Source organism: Methylobacterium sp. SD274 (assembly GCF_017355285.1).
In the GTDB taxonomy this organism is placed as follows: Bacteria; Pseudomonadota; Alphaproteobacteria; order Rhizobiales; family Beijerinckiaceae; genus Methylobacterium.
The window spans coordinates 1-17,728 of the sequence record NZ_JADIJP010000034.1 but is presented as its reverse complement, the minus strand read 5'-3'; the positions used below and the strand labels follow the sequence as shown (position 1 = coordinate 17,728).

Here is a 17,728-nt window from a genome sequence, read left to right as displayed (position 1 = left end):
AGGTCAAGCCGGCGCCGTTCGGTCGAATGCGACGGATTTTTCACCCTATCGCTTTAAGGTTCTCGTGCTTGCATCCCCCTTCACGGGGTAACCCGAGCGGGAGACCGGCAGGATGAGCAGCGCGACGGCGATCAGCAGCGGCGGGATGGTGGCGGCCTCCCAGCGCTTCAGCAATGCGGCGGAACAGATCGCTACGGTCGGCATGACCATGCCCAGCCCGACTCAGGCCGATCAGATCCTCCCCAGCCCGACCCAGGTGGACCTGTCGAGCTCGGCCGTGCAGCTCATGGAGAGCAAGGCGAGCTTCGAACTCAACACAGCCGTGCTGAAATCGACCCTCGACACCGAGAAGCGCGTCCTCGACATTCTCGTGTAGCGTCCCCATCCATCGACGGAGGTGTCTCACCATGACGATCACGGTTTCGCTGAACTCGCTCGGAGTTCTGAAAGCCACCGACGTGGTGGCGAACGCCCGTATCGACGCCCTGCGCAAGCGGGAGACCGAGTCCAACCTCGTCTCCGTCAATGTCGGCGCGCGCACCGAACCGACCTTGAACGCCCGTCCGACAGGTCAGGACCGCGTCGTCGATGTGATCGTCTAGTGCCGTACCGAAGGCCTGAAAATTAACCGGCTGCAATGACAGTCGACATCAGGTTTGATCGGGATCCATGACGTGACCACCAATCGTCGCAGCGCCTCACGCAAAGATGCCTTCCGCATCGGGGCGCTTTCATTCGGGAACGACCGGCCTGATATCGACTGCCTGGTCTGGGACCAGTCCGAAACCGGCGCCCAGATCGAAGTCGAAGTTCCGGAGGCGGTTCCGGACGAGTTCATCCTGGTCATGACGGCCTACGCGAAGCCCCGCGCCTGTACTGTAGTCTGGAGACGGGACCGAAAGCTCGGCGTCGCTTTCTCGCTCTGAACGCCGGCGCCGCCAGGACATCCGCAGGACGGGTGAGGGGCGGGAACGCCAAGTGCCGGGATCGTCGGCACCGCAGAGTCGCGGATACGGGCTCGAACCCTGAAGCCCCAAACGGCGCTTCACTCTCCGCGTCCGTGCAACGCGGCTATCAGCGTGCCTCGAATGGCTCCTCCACCATATTTACAAATGCCCCGCGGTTTCGGGCAGCCGCATGGAGGCGATGCACGCCATGCGGGGGAATGCCGGTTTTTCCGATTCGAACTCTGTCGCTATGACGGCTGCAGGTCGGCAACCCGACGCGTCCACTCAGTGCGAGTCGATTCCATCGCTCGAGTAAAAGCCATATCCAATTGCATAGACGGGACAAGACGACATGGCACATTGGAAAGACGACGTGGATCCAGCCCTGTTCGAGGCATCGTATCGGCCGGGAGACAGAATTGTCGTCCTCGAAGAGATCGTCGCATCCGACTTAAAAAATGGCCGGCTGATCTTGGAAAAGGGACGACAGTTCGAGGTCAGCATGAGAGGCGGATTTTTGTTCTGCAAGCTCGGCGGCAACAAATACAATGAAGCGGTGATCCTCCCGGAGGACTTCCGCAAGGTTCAGATCGTGTCACAGATGAGCGTGGTGCAGACATAGCTGTCTGCCGCGACGTCCGCCAAACGTGATCGAGCGGAACCGCCCGCCATTGGCGTCCTTAGTGATGTCGGAGGCCGAGGACGTGGATCGGTCGGGATTTCACCGCCAGCGTCTCGGCACGCGAGAGGCTGCTTGCGCCGAAACCGGGCAACCGCTAGAGCGATGGAGCCGTAACGGGCAGTCGGGGTGTAGCGCAGCCTGGTAGCGCATCTGGTTTGGGACCAGAGGGTCGTAGGTTCGAATCCTATCGCCCCGACCAATCGCGTGCTTATCGGCCGTTCCATCCTGCAGGAGCTATCGACCCCACGATGCCGAGTGCCCGGATCTACCAGCCCGCCAAGGATCCCACGCAATCCGGCATGGCCCGCACCAAAGCGTGGGTGCTGGAATTCGACCAGAGCTCTCCGCGCGACACCGACCCCCTGATGGGCTGGACCGGTTCGTCGGACATGCTGCAGCAGGTCAGGCTGTCGTTCGAGACGCAGGAAGAGGCCGTGGCCTACGCCACCCGCAACGGCATCACCTTCCGGGTCGAGCAGCCCCAGAAGCCCGTGATCCGCAAGGGTCTGTCCTATTCGGATAATTTCAAGTTCAACCGCACGGCGCCCTGGACCCACTGAGGCGCCGGTCGAGTCGCAATCCGCGCATTCGGCTCAGAGCTGAATCAGGATCGTGACCACCCCGAAAATCAGGACCGACGCGACCGCGACGGCGAGCAGGATCAGTGCGGCGCGTGATTCGCGCATGTCATCATTGGTCATCGAATCGTCGATACAACAAATACCGACACAATGGGAGCGGGTCCGGAGGATGGACGGCGCCCCCACGACCATTGCGTGAGATGGCGCCGTTCCCGTCGCGAGTGACGGGTCGTCCGCCTGCGATGGACATGCGTCGCCGCAGACGCCCCGAGAAACCGCCCGCCGATCGATGGGGCCCCCTACAACCGCGCGAGGAGTTCGGCCTTCTTGGTCGAGAACTCGGCCTCGGTCAGCACGCCCTTGCGGTGCAGGTCGGACAGGCGCTCCAAGGTCGAGATGACGTCGCCCGAGGGGGCTCCGGCTTGCGGGAAATCCGGCTCCGGTGCCGGACGCGGGCGGTCTTCGGTGCGGATCGGCGACGGGATCGGATCGGGATGGAACGGCTTCGGCTCGAGGGTGCGATCCGGCGCGGGCGCTACGCTGACCCGTTGGAGCGATTCGAGATCGACATAGCCGTTGCGGCCGCTGAAGCGAAGGCTCTGGGTATCCCCCTGCTGCTGCGACACGCCGGAAATGTCGTAATGCCCGGTATCGTAGAGGACGAGCGTTCCCGAGGTCTCCACGGCGAGCAGCCGGCTATCCGGGAAATAGGCGTAGCGCATGCTGTTCTGCGAGCCGGACGTGGCCGGTCGGCCGAGCTCCGCCGGCCACCAATTCCCGGATGCGGCGCCGTCGTCCCATCCGCCGGGGGGCAGGGACTGGGCCAGATCCGCGCAGAGAGCCGCGACCCGTGACTTGGGATTGGCATCGAACATGTTGCCGATCATGGTCATGCCGCCGGACGACCATTGCCCGAAACCGCCGAGTTCGGGATGGTTGAACTGCGCCATGGTTCCGTTGCCCACCTCCAATGCGCGCATGAGGTGGCGGACGGCGTCGATGCTCACGCCGTGCCGTTCGGCGGCGGCTTGCAGGACGGAGGGTCTATCGGACATGGGCTGTCTCCAAAGACATGAGCTGCCTCCAAAACGGCGAAGATGCCGGGCGCGGCGAAGCGGCCGGATCATAGTACGGCGCCTGCGCGCGAGTCCGTCTCGCAACGCAAAAAGTTTCCACGATCACGGACCTTACGGTCAAGCATCAGCGTTCACTCGGCGGAATTCATGCCGTCGGGCTCCGCGTCACGCAGCGAGCCCACCCTGGAGTGATCATGGTCGCTAAGAACCCCCCGATGCCGCAGGCCGCCACGCAGACGAAGGCCGTGCGGTCGCGCATCAAAGAGGGATCGCCCTATCCGCTGGGGGCCAACTGGGACGGCCTCGGCGTCAATTTCGCCCTGTTTTCTGCCCATGCCACCAAGGTCGAACTCTGCCTGTTCGACGATGCCGGAGAGCAGGAACTCGAGCGGATCGAGCTGCCGGAATACACCGACGAGATCTGGCACGGCTACCTGCCCGACGCGCGTCCCGGCACGATCTACGGCTACCGGGTCCATGGACCGTACGAGCCAAAGGCCGGGCATCGCTTCAACCCCAATAAGCTGCTGATCGACCCCTACGCCAAGGGTCTCGTCGGCTCCATCACCTGGAACCCGGCCCTGTTCGGCTACCAGATGGAGACGGGCGACGACCTCACCTTCGACGAGCGCGATTCGGCGCCCTTCACCCGCCGCAGCCGCGTCATCGACCCGGCCTTCACCTGGGGACGAGACCGCAAGCCCCACGTGCCGTGGGAGAAGACGATCTTCTACGAAACCCATGTGAAGGGCTTCACCAAGCTGCACTCGGCCGTGCCGGAGAAGCTGCGCGGCACCTATGCCGGCCTCGGCAATCCGGCCGTGCTCGACTACATCAAGAGCCTCGGCGTCACCTCGGTCGAACTCCTGCCCGTCCATGCCTTCGTGCAGGACGATTATCTCCAGGAAAAGAACCTGGTGAATTACTGGGGTTACAACACGATCTCGTTCTTCACGCCCGCCCGGCGCTACGCGGCGGTGCCGGACTTCGCCTTCTCCGAGTTCAAGGAGATGGTGGCGCGCATGCACGGCGCCGGCCTCGAAGTGATCCTCGACGTGGTCTACAACCACACCGCCGAGGGCAACGAGAAGGGCCCGACCCTGTCGTTCAAGGGCGTCGACAACGCCTCCTACTATCGCCTGATGCCGGGCGAGGAGCGCTACTACATCAACGATACCGGCACCGGTAACACCTTCAACCTGTCCCACCCGCGCGTCCTGCAGCTGGTGACCGATTCCCTGCGCTACTGGGCGACGGAAATGCGGGTCGACGGCTTCCGCTTCGACCTCGCCACCATCCTGGGTCGTGAGCCGCACGGCTTCGACGAGGGCGGCGGCTTCCTCGACACCTGCCGGCAGGACCCGGTGCTGAACTCGGTCAAGCTCATCGCCGAGCCGTGGGATTGCGGCCCCGGCGGCTATCAGGTCGGCGGCTTCCCGCCGGGCTGGGCGGAATGGAACGACCGGTTCCGCGACGATGTCCGCGGCTACTGGCGCGGAGATTCCGGTCTGCTGCCGAGCCTCGCCTCGCGCATCACCGGATCGGCCGACAAGTTCAACAAGCGCGGGCGTAAGCCCTGGGCCTCGGTGAACTTCCTCACCGCCCATGACGGGTTCACGCTGAACGATACGGTTTCGTACAACGAGAAGCACAACCTCGCGAATGGCGAGGACGGGCGGGACGGGCATTCCCACAACCTCTCTAACAATTACGGCGTCGAAGGTCCCACCGACGACGAGGCGATCAAGGCGGTGCGCACCCGCCAGATGCGCAACATGATGGCGACGCTGTTCCTCTCGCGGGGAACGCCGATGCTACTCGCCGGCGACGAATTCGCCCGGAGCCAGGGCGGCAACAACAACGCCTATTGCCAGGACAACGAGATCTCCTGGCTCGACTGGGAGGGGATCGACGAGGCGGGCCGCGACCTCGCCGAGTTCACCCAGCGCCTCACCATCCTGCGCGAAGCCTTGCCGATCCTCACCCGCGGGCGCTTCCTCTCCGGCGCCTATGACGAGGATCTCGGCGTCAAGGATGTGACGTGGCTGCGCCCCGACGGCGAGGAGATGTCCACGGAGAACTGGACGGATGGCGGCGCGCATTCCATCGCGGTCCTGCTCGACGGCCGCGCGCAGGCCTCGGGCATCCACCGCCGGGGCGGCGATGCAACCCTGCTGATCCTCTACAACGCCTATAGCGACCTCGTCTCGTTCACGCTGCCGAGCTCGGTCGGCGGCGTCGGCTGGACCCGGCTCCTCGACACCAACCTGCCCGACAGTCAGGAGGTCGGCACCTGGGAGATCGGCGACCGCTACGAGGTCACCGGACGCTCGATGCTGATGTTCGTGCTGAAGCCCGAGGAGACCGAAGGCGACGAGGCCACCGAGATGGAGCGTTCCTACCAGCACGTGATGCAGGCTTTCGAACGCGCCAATATCGAAAGCGTGCGCTTCGCCCCCTCGGCGACCTGAAGCGCGCACCGACGAAGTGGATGCTGCTTCGGCCAGGACGGGCGCGGCGGAACAAAGGCTTGGAGATGCGTCCCGACCCAAGCGGTCGGGCGCGACTCCGGGCCATTTCGATCGATGACGACGCGGGCGCCGTCGGCACCTGCGTCGTCATCGCGGGATTTGTCGAGGGAAACGGATGAAGCGCCAGCCGTTGGGCATTCCTGACCCACATTCATTGCCTGGCAAAACAACCGACCGATGATGACCGAGAGCCCCGAGAAACCGCCTGCAGGTGAACCGCCGCGCGTGAAAACCGGGGCGGTGTCGGAGATCGCCGATCACACGAGCGACATCTTCTTCACCGCTGTCGAGGCGACCCGGATGCCGATGGTGGTCACCGACCCCCGGCAGGACGACAATCCGATCGTCTTCGTCAACAAGGCCTTCCTGGGTCTGACAGGCTATGCAACCGAGGAGATCATCGGTCGCAATTGCCGCTTCCTGCAGGGACCGGACACCGACCGGGAAAGCGTGAACGCCCTCCGCGAGGCGATCCAGGCTAGGCGGGAATTCACCACCGAGATCATCAACTACCGCAAGGACGGATCGACCTTCTGGAACGCGCTGTTCGTCGCGCCGATCTACAATGCGGCCGGCGACCTCGTGTATTTCTTCGCCTCGCAGCTCGATGTCTCCCGCCGCCGCACCGTCGAGGAGGCGTTGGGGCAGGCCCAGAAGATGGAGGCGCTCGGCCAGCTGACCGGCGGCATCGCCCACGACTTCAACAACCTTCTCCAGGTCATCGTCGGCTACATCGATATTCTGAGCCACGGTCTCGACCGTCCGGATGCGGACCGTAACCGCCTTCGGCGCGCCACCGACAATATCCGTACCGCCGCCGAACGGGCGACCACCCTGACTCAGCAGCTTCTCGCCTTCGCGCGCAAGCAGCGTCTCGACGGCCGCGCGGTCCATCTCAACGCCCTCGTGAAGGGCATGGAGGATATGGCCGCGCGCAGCCTCGGTGACGCGATCACGCTGCGGCTCGACTTGAGCGAAGACCTCTGGAACTGCCGTGTCGACCCGGCTCAGGCCGAGGTCGCCCTGCTCAACATCCTCATCAACGCTCGCGATGCCATGCCGGAGGGCGGCACCGTCGTCATCTCCACCGAAAACCGGGATATCGGCGCGCAGGATCTGGGCTCACAGGATTTCGGCGGATCGGATTCCCTGGGCGAGGGCCGCTACGTCACCGTGACCATCACGGATACCGGGGCGGGAATCCCGCCGCCGATCCTGGCGCGGGTAATGGAGCCGTTCTTCACGACGAAGGACGAGGGCAAGGGCACGGGGCTCGGCCTCTCGATGGTCTATGGCTTTGCCAGGCAATCCGGGGGCGCGGCGCAGATCGAGTCCGTCGTCGGCAAGGGAACGCGCGTCCGCCTGTCCTTCCCCGCCGCCGCCGAGGACGACCGGGAGCCGAACCGCGCCGTATCGGGGCCGGTCGATCGCCAGGGGACCGAGACCATCCTCATCGTCGACGACCGCGAGGACGTGGCCGAACTGGCGCGGACCATCCTGCGCGATAGCGGCTACACGCTGTTGATGGCCCAGAACGGCCGTGAGGCGCTGGAGATCCTGGACTCGAGCGGTTCGGTGGACCTGCTGTTCACCGACCTCATCATGCCGGGCGGGATGAACGGCATCATGCTCGCCCGCGAGGCCAGGCGGCGGCAACCTCGATTGAAGGTCCTGCTGACCACCGGTTACGCCGAGGCGAGTCTTGAGCGAACCGATGCCGGGGGTTCGGAGTTCGACCTTCTGAACAAGCCCTATCGCCGTACCGATCTCATCCGCCGCGTTCGCGCCATCCTGGACGGTCCGAACGACGACAGCTGAGGCAGCGGCGAGGGGCCCGATACGGGAAACTCGCCATGCCACAGGGTGACAAGTCGAAATACACCGACAAGCAGATCCGCAAGGCCGAACACATCGCGGAATCCTACGAAGAGCGCGGCGTACCGGAGAAAGAGGCCGAGGCCCGCGCCTGGGCGACCGTCAACAAGGACGATGGCGGCGGCAAGCATCCGGGCGGATCGGGGAGGGGCAAGTCGAGCTCCCACCCGGCGGCCCACAAGGGCGGAGCCGCCGGCGGAAAGGCCTCGGCCTCTCGCACCGCCGAGCAACGCTCGGCCTCGGCAAAGAAAGCCGCCGCGACCCGCAAGCGCAACGCCGAGGCGGCAAGGCCCTCATCCTAAGCGAACGATGGCCGCGCGTTCCCCTCTCCCCGCACGCGGGGAGAGGGAAGCAGCGACCTTGTCGTTGGCGTGGCGAGGCGGCAGCCGACGGTGAGGGGGCGAGTCCGAAGGAGGCTCGCCCGAAGGAGCCATACCCGGAGAGACCCCTCACCCTCGCCCTGCCGGGCTCACGTCGCCTCCCGACAAGGGGAGGACGACGTCCTCTCCCCGCCCGGCGGGGAGAGGGGAACCCGCACTGCGCGCTCAGGCCATGGCGGTCTTGAGGTTCGCGTCGACCTTGTCGAGGAAGCCGGTGGTGGACAGCCACTTCTGCTCGGGGCCGACGAGGAGGGCGAGATCCTTTGTCATGAAGCCGGCTTCCACCGTATCGACGCAGACCTTCTCCAGCGTGTTGGCGAACTTGGCGAGGTCGCCGTTGTCGTCGAGCTTGGCGCGGTGGGCGAGGCCACGGCTCCAGGCGAAGATCGACGCGATGGAATTGGTGGAGGTCTCCTTGCCCTTCTGATGCTCGCGGTAGTGGCGCGTCACCGTGCCGTGCGCGGCCTCGGCCTCGACGGTCTGGCCGTCCGGCGTCATCAGCACCGAGGTCATCAGGCCGAGCGAGCCGAAGCCCTGGGCGGCGGTGTCCGACTGCACGTCGCCGTCGTAGTTCTTACAGGCCCAGACGTAGCCGCCGGACCATTTGAGGCAGGAGGCCACCATGTCGTCGATGAGGCGGTGCTCGTAGGTGATGCCGAGCGCCTGGAACTTCGCCTTGAACTCGGCGTCGAACACTTCCTGGAACAGGTCCTTGAAGCGGCCGTCATAGGCCTTGAGGATGGTGTTCTTGGTCGAGAGGTAGACCGGGTACTTGCGGGCGAGTCCGTAATTCAGCGAGGCGCGGGCGAAATCGCGGATCGACTCGTCGAGATTGTACATCGACATCGCGACGCCGGCGGCCGGGAACTTGAAGACTTCCTTCTCGATGATGGTGCCGTCGTCGCCCTCGAACTTGATGGTCAGGCGGCCCTTGCCGGGCACCTTGAAGTCCGTGGCGCGATACTGGTCGCCGTAGGCGTGGCGGCCGATGACGAAGGGCTGGGTCCAGCCCGGCACGAGGCGCGGCACGTTCTTGCAGATGATCGGCTCGCGGAAGATCACGCCGCCGAGGATGTTGCGGATCGTGCCGTTGGGCGAACGCCACATCTCCTTCAGCTTGAACTCCTCCACCCGCTGCTCGTCGGGGGTGATGGTGGCGCATTTCACGCCGACGCCGTGGCGCTTGATCGCCTCCGCCGCATCGACGGTGACCTTGTCGTTCGTCTCGTCGCGGTGCTCCACACCGAGGTCGTAATAATCGAGGTCGAGGTCGAGATAGGGATGGATGAGCTTGTTCTTGATCTCGCTCCAGATGATCCGGGTCATCTCGTCGCCGTCGAGTTCGACGACCGGGTTCGCCACCTTGATCTTCGACATGATCCTCAGAACCTTTCTCATCACGCGGCCGGGACCGGCCGCGCTCCCGCTCGCCCGCGGTCATAGCGCGCTGCAACAGGACGCGAAAGCCGTGCCCCTTACAGATCGGGAACTGCGTCGGGGACCGAGATAATTCCCGGCCGGCTCTGGACATCCGCCCTCGGGCCGGGAATCTGCGGCCCATTCCGATTTCTGTGAAGGATATCTCCATGAGCGAACGCATCATCCTGCGGGCCGGCGAGGCCCTGGTCGCCGGCGGGCCGCCCAACACCGCCTCCGAGCCGGAGGTCATCATCGGCGAACTCGACGGGCCGGTCGGCACGGCGCTCGCCACCCTCACGGGCGATCAGGTGGTGGGCCACAGCCGCGTCTTCGCGCTCCTGAACACCGACATCATGGTGCGGCCGGTGACGCTCTGCGTCTCCAAGGTCAGCGTCACGGAGAGCAAATACACCTCCATCCTCATGGGCACGGTGCAGTTCGCCATCGCCAACGGCGTCCTCGACGCGGTGCGCCTCGGCTATATCCCCAAGGAGAAGGCCAACGATCTCGGCATCATCTGCTCGGTCTGGCTCAGCCCCGGCGTGATCGAGGCCGAGACGGTCGATCACAAGGCTTTGTTCGAGATCCAGCGCAAGGGCATGACGGAAGCGATCCGCAAGGCCATGACCAACGAGCCCTCGATCGACTGGCTCCTCGAGAACCAGGACAAGATCATCCACAAATACTACCAGATGGGTCTCGACGGTAAGATCTGAGCGTTTCCACTGCGAACGGGGGAGCCGCGGCGCCGACGGTGCCCGCGGCTCCCCATCCTCCTCAGATGGACTTTCCGTCCGGGCCGACCCGTGGCAGAGGGCGTCGATGATCGCCCCCGTCATCATCCTGGTCGAACCGCAGCTGGCCGAGAATATCGGCATGGTCGCCCGCGCCATGGCCAATTTCGGCCTCTCCGAACTCCGCCTCGTGGCGCCGAAGAACGGCTGGCCCAAGAAGGGCGTGCGGGAGGCCGCTTCAGGGGCGACGCATGTCCTCGACGGCGCCACCGTCTTCGCCACGGTGCCGGAGGCCATCGCCGATCTGAACTATCTCCTGGCCACCACGGCCCGCGAGCGCGGGCAGATGAAGCGCGCCTACGGTCCCGACGAGGCGATGACCGACATGGCCTCGCGGACGGCACAGCGCGTCGGCGTGATGTTCGGCCGCGAGCGGATCGGGCTCACCAACGACGAGGTGTCGCTGGCCGACGCCATCGTCACCTTTCCGGTCTCCCCGGACTTTCCGTCCCTCAACCTCGCCCAGGCGGTGCTCCTCGTCGGCTACGAATGGCGCAAGGCCTCGGGCCAGGCCCGGCTCCCCTTCACCGGCGAGATGCAATCCCCGCCCGCCACGCGCGAGGCGATGGCCTCCCTCGTCGCCAGCTTGGAAGGCAGCCTCGACGCGGGCGGATTCTACCCGCCCGAAAAGCGGGATGTCATCGCCCGCAACATGCGCGACATGCTGCATCGCATGGCAATGACCGAACAGGATGTCAGGACGTTTCGCGGGGCATTGCGCGCCCTGACCCGAACTAAGCCTCCAGGCTGATAAATGTTATCAATCTAGTTGGTTCTTAACGCCTGCGCGACTTTTGCATGCGAGTGTCGGGCGCCATGTGGAAGCATAGACTCAACGCCATCGGCGGCGAATTCGTCTCGGTCGATCGGGAAAGGGCGTTTCAGGACGAGCGCTTTCCCGAGACCCTGCGCCATGCGCGCCTGATCTTTCTCTGCGCCATTCTCCTCAACACGCTCTTCCTGCTCAGCGACTGGCGCTTCGCCGGGCAGATCCATTTCTGGGTCGCCGTACCCGCCCGCGCCGGTATCATCGTGCTGTCCCTCGCCAGCCTGCTGGCGACCTGGAAGGTCACCGGTTTCGGCAGGCTGCAGGTGGTGATGGTGACATGGGAGATCCTCGTCGCCGGATGCGTCGCGGTCCTGTGCTCGTCGCGATCCGACATCGCGCTCTTCGTGATGCTGCTGCTTCCGGCGATCTACATGATCGTCATGCCGACGCGCTTTCTCTGGAGCCTGACGGCGAGCGCGATCGCCTCCACCGCGCTGGTGGCGGGCTATTTCCTGCCGCCGCCGATGCCGTCCACGGCCCTCGGCATCTGTCTCGCGGTCCTGTTGTCCAACGTCGCCACGCTGCTATTCGTGGTGCGGTCGAACCGCCTGAGGCGTCTGGAATGGACCGCGACCCAGGCGGAGCGGCGCGCCAATGCGGAACTGGCGGAAAGCCGGCGCCTGTTCGAGACGATGTTCAAGGCAGCGCCGATTCCAATCGTGGTGTCGCGCGCCGATGACGGCCAGATCGTCGATGCCAACGACGCCGCGAGCTGTTTCTACGGACTCGACGATGGCGAAAAGCTGACCCGATACACAATACGCGATCTGGTCGACGGGCCGACCCGGCGCGTGATCCAGGCGGAACTCGACCGGAGCGGAACCGCCAGCGAGATCGAGATCGCCACGGGCGTCTCGGGCCGTGTACGCCGGGACGCCCTATTGTCGGCGGTCATCGTGGAGATGGACGGCGCGACCCGTGTGATCTCCAGCCTCGTCGACATGACGAGCCGCAAGGCGGTGGAGGAGCGGATCCGCCTCGCCGCCCAGCGCGACGTCCTCACCGGTCTGCCGAACCGCGCCCTGTTCCAGACGACCCTCGACGCCGCGCTGAGCAAGGCGGAGGCATCCGGCCAGCGCGTCGGCCTCATCCTGATCGATCTCGATGCGTTCAAGGAGGTGAACGACACCCTCGGGCACGATGCGGGCGATGCCCTGCTCAAGGAGGTCGCCCGGCGCCTCGGCAACATCATCGGCGAGCACGATCTCGTCGCCCGGCTCGGCGGCGACGAATTCGTCATCATCGCCCTGTGCGAGAAGGATCGCCATCAGCCGAGCCGGCGCATCCACGCCCTGTCCCGGGCGATCCTCGAGGTCCTGAAACCGTCGATGGCCGTCTCGGGGCGTGTGGTCTCGCCGCGTGCCAGTCTCGGCCTCGCCCTGTTCCCGGAACACGCCGCCAATCCGACCGACCTCTTCACCAATGCCGACCTCGCCCTCTACGCGGCCAAGGCGGCCGGGCGGAACCGGGCGACGCTGTTCGTCCCGGCGCTTCGGGCGGATATCGAGCACCGCGTCTCCGTCGCCCGCGAGATGCGGTCGGCCCTCGAAGTCGGCGGCTTGATTCCGTATTATCAACCGAAGATCGGCCTCGCCACGGGGGAGATCATCGGGTTCGAAGCCCTGGCGCGGTGGCAGCATCCGAGCCGCGGACTACTGGCGCCCGCCAGCTTCTCCACGGTGTTCGACGACGCGGAGATCGGGGTCGCGGTCGGGACCGTCCTCGCGCGCCAGATCTTCGCCGATCTGGCAAGCTGGATCGCGCAAGGGTACGATCCCGGCCGGGTATTCCTGAACCTGTCCTCGGCCCAGTTCGCCCAGGAGAACCTCGCCGAGAACCTGATCTCCGATCTGGCCGCCGTGGGCCTCTCCCATGACCGGATTGGCGTGGAGGTGACCGAAACGGTCCTGCTCGGCGGCCATGGCGACCGAGTCTCGGCGGTGCTGGCGAGCCTGCACAGCGCCGGTGTACGCGTTGCGCTCGACGATTTCGGGACCGGCTACGCGTCGCTGACCCACCTCAAGCAATATCCGTTGGACGAGATCAAGATCGACCGCAGCTTCGTGCGCGATCTGGAGCGGGACCCGAACGACGCCGCCATCGTCACTGCGGTGGTTCAATTGGGCCAGAGCCTCGGCCTCAACGTCACCGCCGAGGGCGTGGAGACCGAGGCGCAGGCGACCTTCCTGCGCGAACAGGGCTGCGCCTATGCGCAGGGCTATCTCTACAGCAAGCCCATGCCGCAGAGCCGGGTGCCGTGGTTCCTGAAGCACCATGGCGGCGCTGTCGCGCAGCCGAAGAGCGGAGCCACCACCGAGCTCAAATTCGCCTGATCAGGCATCGACCTGATCCAGCGCCTGGGCGATATCGGCGATCAGATCCTCGGCATTTTCGAGACCGATGGAGAGACGGACGGTCTCGGGGCCGACCAGCGCCGCCGCCTTGTCGGCATCGCTCAGCTGGCGGTGCGTCGTGGTGGCCGGGTGGATCGCCAGGGATTTGATCTCGCCGATATTCACGAGATGCGAGACGAGCTCCAGGCTCATGATGAACTTCACCGCCGCCGGCTGGCCGCCCTTCAGCGCGAAGGTGAAGATCGAGCCCGGCCCTTCCGGCACGTAGCGGGCGGCCAGTTCCTCGCCCGTCTGGCCGGGCAGCGCCGGATAGCTCACCCATGCCACCGCCGGGTGGTCCTTGAGGAAGGCGGCGACGGCCTTCGCATTCTCGCAATGCCGCTTCATCCGCAGCGGCAGGGTCTCGATGCCGGTGAGCGTCAGGAAGGCGTTCATCGGCGACAGGCCGGGGCCGAGATCGCGCAGGCCGAAGAGTCGACAGGCGACCGCGAAGCTGAAATCGGGGAAGCGGTCCGAGACGACGAGGCCATCGTAATCGGCCCAGGGCTCGGTGATGAGGTTGTAGCGCCCCTCCGCCGCCGGCCAATCGAAGGTCCCGGCATCGCAGATGATGCCGCCGATGGTCTGGCCGGACCCGCCGAGGAATTTCGAGGTCGAGTGGAACACGATGTCGGCCCCGTGCTCGATGGGCCGGATCAGCGCCGGGGAGGCGAGGGTGTTGTCCACCACCAGCGGCAAGTTGTGCCGCTTGGCCACTTCGGCGATGCCGGCGATGTCCATCACCGTGGCGCAGGGATTGACGATCGACTCGCAGACGATGGCCTTCGTCTCCGGCGTGATCGCGGCCTCGAAATCGGCCGGCGTCAGGCCCTTGGCGAAGAGCGGCTTGAGGTCGTAGCGGGCATCGAGCCGGTTCATCAGCCCGAGCGAGCCACCGAACAGGCGCGGCGAGGCCACATAGGCGTCGCCGCTCTTCATCAACGTCATCAGCACGAGAAGCAGGGCGGACTGGCCCGACGAGACGGCCACGGCGGCCTTGGCGCCTTCCAGGGCGGCGACCCGGCGCTCCAGGGCGGCCACGGTGGGGTTCGAGCCGCGCGAATAGGAGAAGCCGGTGCGCCGCATGGCGAAGATGTCGGCGGCCTGCTCGGTGGATTCGAACACGAAGCCGTTGGTGAAGTAGATCGGCTGGACGCGCGCGCCCGTGGCGGGGTCGGGTGCCGCGCCGGCATGGACGGCCTGGGTGGCGAAGCGGAGCGGGCGGGTCTCGGTGGCCATGATGGGCGTCGCGATCTTCGAAAGGGGTGGCGGGGTCAGGCAGCGCGCCTGGCGAAGGCCCGCAATGTCCGGACCAGGGTGTTGGGCGCGTAGGGCTTCGGGATGAAGCGCGCGCCCTCGGGCATGTCGTGCGGGCCGGGCGTGCCCATGCCGGACACGACGAGGACCGGGATGGTCGGCCAGCGATGGGCGACGAGGCGGGCCAGCGCGAACCCGTCCATGGAGCCCTGCGGCATGTCCACGTCGGTCATCAGCAGGTCGATCTCCTCGTTGCGTTCGAGGATGGTGAGCGCCTTGTCGGCCTGCGGCGCTTCGAGGACGCGGAACCCCGCATCGACCAGGGTATCGGCCGCCTCCATCAGGAGAAGGCCGTCGTCCTCGACGACAAGGATGACCGGGGGCTCGCCGGAAGTCTCGAAAGGATCATGCGTCATGCAATGCGAACGATCTCGATGGAGGAATGGTTCGCGGGGTAGTCCCGACGCCGCCGAGGGTCAACCCGGGGGCGTCGGGCCGGGATCGCGCCCAGGCCTGCCAGCAAAATCAAGCGCTTAACGCCGCGTCGAGATCTTCGATCAGATCCGCCGGGTCCTCGATGCCGATGGAGAGCCGCACAACTTCGGGCCCGGCGCCGGCCGCGGATTTCTGTGCGTCGGTGAGCTGGCGGTGGGTGGTGGAGGCCGGGTGGATCACCAGCGAGCGGGTGTCGCCGATATTCGCCACATGGGAGAACAGCTGGAGATTGGCCACCAGCTTCACGCCCGCCTCGTAGCCGCCCTTGAGGCCGATGGTGAAGACCGAGCCGGAGCCGAGCGGCGTGTAGCGCCGGGCGAGCTGGTGATACTTGTCGGTCTCCAGCCCCGGATAGCTCACCCATTCCACTGCCGGATGGGCGTTGAGATGGGTCGCGATCTCGAGCGCGTTGTCGCAATGGCGCTGCATCCGCAGCGGCAGGGTCTCGATGCCGTTGAGGATGAGGAAGGCGTTGAACGGCGAGAGCGCCGGGCCGAGATCGCGCAGGCCCAGCACCCGGATGGCGATGGCGAAGCCGAAATTGCCGAAGGTCTCGGAGAGGACCATGCCGGAATATTCGGGGCGCGGCTGCGACAGCATCGGGTAGCGGTCGTCGCCGGCCCAGGCGAAGGTGCCGCCATCGACCACGAGGCCGCCGATGGAATTGCCGTGGCCGCCTAAGAACTTGGTGGCCGAATGCACGACGATGTCGGCCCCGTGCTCGAAGGGGCGGATCAGGTACGGCGTCGCCATGGTGTTGTCGACGATGAGCGGGATCTTGTGGCGCCTGGCGATCACCGAGAGGGCGGCGATGTCGGTGATGACCCCGCCCGGATTGGCGATGGATTCACAGAAGATCGCCTTGGTGCGCGGCGTGATCGCCCGCTCGAACGAATCCGGGTCGTCCGTATCGGCCCAGACCACGTTCCAGCCGAAGCTCTTGTAGGAATGGTTGAACTGGTTGATCGAGCCGCCATAGAGCTTGTTGGCCGCGATGAACTCGTCGCCCGGCTGCATCAGCGCGTGCATGGTGAGGAACTCGGCCGCATGGCCCGAGGCCACCGCCACGGCGGCGGTGCCGCCTTCGAGCGCCGCGATGCGCTCTTCCAGCACCGCGTTGGTGGGGTTGGTGATGCGCGAATAGATGTTGCCGAAGGCCTGCAGCCCGAACAGCGAGGCGGCGTGGTCCACGTCGTCGAACACGAAGGACGTGGTCTGGTAGATCGGCGTGGCCCGCGCACCCGTGGTGGCATCGGGAGCGGCGCCGGCATGGATCGCCAGCGTGTTGAAGCCTGGGATACGGTCGGTCATCACTTACTCCGGGGGCCGGCGGGCACGCACTGGACGTCGTTCTAGCGCCTGTGCCGGGCCAGACGGAAGAGGAGCCACGCCCCCGTTCCGCTTAAACGAACAGAAGTTCTTTATGGCGGACGATGCGCGCGGGTCAAGGGTTGGTGGTGACGCGAGGGGGGGAAGATCACCCCCGTCATCCCGGGGCTGCGCAGCAGAGCCCGGGATCCAGAACCGCGAACCCTTATCCGGCGAAGGCCGTCACCGCGTCTGGATCCTGGGCTCGCCTGTGGCGCCCCAGGATGACGGCGAGGGCGGCCACACCTCGTGACCATTCGCCCCTCCAACCCCGAGGAACCCGCCCCGCGCCTCCCGCTTGACCCAGACCCGATGCGACGGAGGCGAACGGTGAGCAAGGACGACCACGACGAGACCTGGCGCGCGTTCAAGGAGGCGGTGAACATGACGCCCGCCGCCCTGGAGACATTCCTCGACAGCGAGCAGAGCCGCTCGGTCGGGCAAAAGAAGGACGGCGCGTCCGAATCCACCGGCCACGCCTCGGGCCGGCGCATCGTCGCGATCCTGAAGGCCAAGAAGGCCGATCTCACCGACGACGATTACGCCCACATGCGCAAGGTCACCGGCTACGTGAACCGCCACCTCAAACAGGGCGGCCCGGAAGACAAGGACGCGGTGGAGGATTCACCCTGGCGTCTCTCGCTGATGAACTGGGGCCACGACCCGTTGAAGACATAGGTTCGGGGATCGGGGATCGGGGGCTCACTCGGCCCGCCGAGGTGGAGCGCGCTCCCCGCAACGGGCTACGCTATTCACATAGAGCGCGGGTCCCCTCTCCTGGAAGGAGAGGGACAGGGTGAGGTGTGCGACCTCTCCGGACACGGACCACACCTCACCCCAACCCTCTCCTTTCAGGAGAGTGAGCCCGTCACGCCATACGTCGGACCCTCCCGGATAGAGGGAGCAGCCGTCGCTGCCGCTGCGGGCGAAATCCTAGAACGGCCGGGGAGCGTGTCGAGGCGGCAGCCGGGGGCGAGGGGGGGCTTCCGGAAGAGCTTCATTCGGCGATACCCCCTCACCCTCGCTCCGGCTTCGCCTGCGCTCATCGCGGACACGACAAGGTGTCCGCGATCCTCTCCCCGCCCGGCGGGCAGAGGGGGG

17 protein-coding genes and 1 tRNA gene are annotated in these 17,728 nt (G+C 65.9%); 13 read left to right on the top strand and 5 right to left on the bottom strand.

What is annotated here, in order from left to right; all coding sequences use genetic code 11:
- Nucleotides 1-112: 112 nt before the first annotated feature.
- The 6 genes from IPV08_RS21360 to IPV08_RS21335 all read left to right on the top strand — a co-directional run bounded on the left by IPV08_RS21360 (nucleotide 113) and on the right by IPV08_RS21335 (nucleotide 2,189).
- Nucleotides 113-376 carry a hypothetical protein gene (locus IPV08_RS21360; RefSeq protein ID WP_207413526.1) on the top strand — a complete coding sequence of 88 codons (264 nt, stop codon included), beginning with the start codon at nucleotides 113-115 and terminating at the stop codon, nucleotides 374-376.
- 31 nt (nucleotides 377-407) lie between these two features.
- Nucleotides 408-602 (top strand): hypothetical protein, encoded by a 195-nt coding sequence (locus IPV08_RS21355; RefSeq protein ID WP_056432797.1) that lies wholly within the window; start codon nucleotides 408-410, stop codon nucleotides 600-602.
- Between the two features lie 72 nt (nucleotides 603-674).
- Nucleotides 675-926, top strand: a complete 252-nt coding sequence (locus IPV08_RS21350) for a hypothetical protein (protein ID WP_056433139.1) — start codon at nucleotides 675-677, stop codon at nucleotides 924-926.
- Between the two features lie 373 nt (nucleotides 927-1,299).
- Nucleotides 1,300-1,569, top strand: a complete 270-nt coding sequence (locus IPV08_RS21345; protein ID WP_207413524.1) for a hypothetical protein — start codon at nucleotides 1,300-1,302, stop codon at nucleotides 1,567-1,569.
- A gap of 182 nt (nucleotides 1,570-1,751) precedes the next feature.
- Nucleotides 1,752-1,828: transfer RNA gene (locus IPV08_RS21340), tRNA-Pro, on the top strand.
- Between the two features lie 49 nt (nucleotides 1,829-1,877).
- Nucleotides 1,878-2,189, top strand: coding sequence for an ETC complex I subunit (locus tag IPV08_RS21335; RefSeq protein WP_207413522.1), 312 nt, complete (start codon nucleotides 1,878-1,880; stop codon nucleotides 2,187-2,189).
- Between the two features lie 320 nt (nucleotides 2,190-2,509).
- Here IPV08_RS21335 and IPV08_RS21330 read toward each other — a convergent pair whose 3' ends face one another.
- Nucleotides 2,510-3,265 (bottom strand): SHOCT domain-containing protein, encoded by a 756-nt coding sequence (locus IPV08_RS21330; protein ID WP_207413520.1) that lies wholly within the window; start codon nucleotides 3,263-3,265, stop codon nucleotides 2,510-2,512.
- Between the two features lie 215 nt (nucleotides 3,266-3,480).
- On the opposite strand from IPV08_RS21330, the gene glgX reads away from it, so the two are divergent.
- The 3 genes from glgX (at nucleotide 3,481) to IPV08_RS21315 (ending at nucleotide 7,994) form a co-directional block, all read left to right on the top strand.
- Nucleotides 3,481-5,757, top strand: coding sequence for a glycogen debranching protein GlgX (gene glgX / locus IPV08_RS21325; protein ID WP_246748115.1), 2,277 nt, complete (start codon nucleotides 3,481-3,483; stop codon nucleotides 5,755-5,757).
- 240 nt (nucleotides 5,758-5,997) lie between these two features.
- Complete coding sequence (locus IPV08_RS21320; RefSeq protein ID WP_207413567.1) at nucleotides 5,998-7,635, top strand: hybrid sensor histidine kinase/response regulator; 1,638 nt, start codon at nucleotides 5,998-6,000, stop codon at nucleotides 7,633-7,635.
- A gap of 35 nt (nucleotides 7,636-7,670) precedes the next feature.
- Nucleotides 7,671-7,994 (top strand): plasmid stabilization protein, encoded by a 324-nt coding sequence (locus IPV08_RS21315; protein WP_207413518.1) that lies wholly within the window; start codon nucleotides 7,671-7,673, stop codon nucleotides 7,992-7,994.
- Nucleotides 7,995-8,237: 243 nt separating this feature from the next.
- On the opposite strand, the gene IPV08_RS21310 is transcribed toward IPV08_RS21315, so the two are convergent.
- The gene (locus tag IPV08_RS21310) at nucleotides 8,238-9,449 is read right to left on the bottom strand and encodes an NADP-dependent isocitrate dehydrogenase (protein ID WP_056432812.1); all 1,212 of its coding nucleotides are present in this window, start codon (nucleotides 9,447-9,449) and stop codon (nucleotides 8,238-8,240) included.
- 209 nt (nucleotides 9,450-9,658) lie between these two features.
- On the opposite strand from IPV08_RS21310, the gene IPV08_RS21305 reads away from it, so the two are divergent.
- The 3 genes from IPV08_RS21305 (at nucleotide 9,659) to IPV08_RS21295 (ending at nucleotide 13,447) form a co-directional block, all read left to right on the top strand.
- The gene (locus IPV08_RS21305) at nucleotides 9,659-10,207 is read left to right on the top strand and encodes a formaldehyde-activating enzyme (RefSeq protein WP_018042789.1); all 549 of its coding nucleotides are present in this window, start codon (nucleotides 9,659-9,661) and stop codon (nucleotides 10,205-10,207) included.
- Nucleotides 10,208-10,313: 106 nt separating this feature from the next.
- Nucleotides 10,314-11,036 carry an RNA methyltransferase gene (locus IPV08_RS21300; protein WP_207413516.1) on the top strand — a complete coding sequence of 241 codons (723 nt, stop codon included), beginning with the start codon at nucleotides 10,314-10,316 and terminating at the stop codon, nucleotides 11,034-11,036.
- 65 nt (nucleotides 11,037-11,101) lie between these two features.
- On the top strand, nucleotides 11,102-13,447 hold the full coding sequence (locus IPV08_RS21295; protein WP_207413514.1) for an EAL domain-containing protein: 2,346 nt from the start codon (nucleotides 11,102-11,104) through the stop codon (nucleotides 13,445-13,447).
- On the opposite strand, the gene IPV08_RS21290 is transcribed toward IPV08_RS21295, so the two are convergent.
- The 3 genes from IPV08_RS21290 to IPV08_RS21280 form a co-directional block, all read right to left on the bottom strand.
- Nucleotides 13,448-14,746, bottom strand: a complete 1,299-nt coding sequence (locus tag IPV08_RS21290) for an aminotransferase class I/II-fold pyridoxal phosphate-dependent enzyme (RefSeq protein WP_207413512.1) — start codon at nucleotides 14,744-14,746, stop codon at nucleotides 13,448-13,450.
- A 35-nt stretch (nucleotides 14,747-14,781) separates the two neighbouring features.
- Nucleotides 14,782-15,180, bottom strand: coding sequence for a response regulator (locus IPV08_RS21285; protein ID WP_056432823.1), 399 nt, complete (start codon nucleotides 15,178-15,180; stop codon nucleotides 14,782-14,784).
- Between the two features lie 109 nt (nucleotides 15,181-15,289).
- The gene (locus IPV08_RS21280; protein ID WP_207413510.1) at nucleotides 15,290-16,570 is read right to left on the bottom strand and encodes an O-acetylhomoserine aminocarboxypropyltransferase; all 1,281 of its coding nucleotides are present in this window, start codon (nucleotides 16,568-16,570) and stop codon (nucleotides 15,290-15,292) included.
- 369 nt (nucleotides 16,571-16,939) lie between these two features.
- On the opposite strand from IPV08_RS21280, the gene IPV08_RS21275 reads away from it, so the two are divergent.
- Nucleotides 16,940-17,305, top strand: coding sequence for a DUF3140 domain-containing protein (locus IPV08_RS21275; protein ID WP_056432829.1), 366 nt, complete (start codon nucleotides 16,940-16,942; stop codon nucleotides 17,303-17,305).
- Nucleotides 17,306-17,728: the final 423 nt, after the last annotated feature.

What these genes read in the sequence shown, in the direction of transcription:
- IPV08_RS21310 (WP_056432812.1), bottom strand. Translation starts at nt 9,449, where the DNA reads ATGTCGAAGATCAAGGTGGCGAACCCGGTCGTCGAACTCGACGGCGAC.
- IPV08_RS21300 (WP_207413516.1), top strand. Translation starts at nt 10,314, where the DNA reads ATGATCGCCCCCGTCATCATCCTGGTCGAACCGCAGCTGGCCGAGAAT.
- IPV08_RS21345 (WP_207413524.1), top strand. Translation starts at nt 1,300, where the DNA reads ATGGCACATTGGAAAGACGACGTGGATCCAGCCCTGTTCGAGGCATCG.
- IPV08_RS21280 (WP_207413510.1), bottom strand. Translation starts at nt 16,570, where the DNA reads ATGACCGACCGTATCCCAGGCTTCAACACGCTGGCGATCCATGCCGGC.
- IPV08_RS21320 (WP_207413567.1), top strand. Translation starts at nt 5,998, where the DNA reads ATGACCGAGAGCCCCGAGAAACCGCCTGCAGGTGAACCGCCGCGCGTG.
- IPV08_RS21355 (WP_056432797.1), top strand. Translation starts at nt 408, where the DNA reads ATGACGATCACGGTTTCGCTGAACTCGCTCGGAGTTCTGAAAGCCACC.
- IPV08_RS21305 (WP_018042789.1), top strand. Translation starts at nt 9,659, where the DNA reads ATGAGCGAACGCATCATCCTGCGGGCCGGCGAGGCCCTGGTCGCCGGC.
- IPV08_RS21285 (WP_056432823.1), bottom strand. Translation starts at nt 15,180, where the DNA reads ATGACGCATGATCCTTTCGAGACTTCCGGCGAGCCCCCGGTCATCCTT.
- IPV08_RS21335 (WP_207413522.1), top strand. Translation starts at nt 1,878, where the DNA reads ATGCCGAGTGCCCGGATCTACCAGCCCGCCAAGGATCCCACGCAATCC.
- IPV08_RS21330 (WP_207413520.1), bottom strand. Translation starts at nt 3,265, where the DNA reads ATGTCCGATAGACCCTCCGTCCTGCAAGCCGCCGCCGAACGGCACGGC.
- IPV08_RS21315 (WP_207413518.1), top strand. Translation starts at nt 7,671, where the DNA reads ATGCCACAGGGTGACAAGTCGAAATACACCGACAAGCAGATCCGCAAG.
- glgX (WP_246748115.1), top strand. Translation starts at nt 3,481, where the DNA reads ATGGTCGCTAAGAACCCCCCGATGCCGCAGGCCGCCACGCAGACGAAG.
- IPV08_RS21290 (WP_207413512.1), bottom strand. Translation starts at nt 14,746, where the DNA reads ATGGCCACCGAGACCCGCCCGCTCCGCTTCGCCACCCAGGCCGTCCAT.
- IPV08_RS21275 (WP_056432829.1), top strand. Translation starts at nt 16,940, where the DNA reads ATGCGACGGAGGCGAACGGTGAGCAAGGACGACCACGACGAGACCTGG.
- IPV08_RS21295 (WP_207413514.1), top strand. Translation starts at nt 11,102, where the DNA reads ATGTGGAAGCATAGACTCAACGCCATCGGCGGCGAATTCGTCTCGGTC.
- IPV08_RS21360 (WP_207413526.1), top strand. Translation starts at nt 113, where the DNA reads ATGAGCAGCGCGACGGCGATCAGCAGCGGCGGGATGGTGGCGGCCTCC.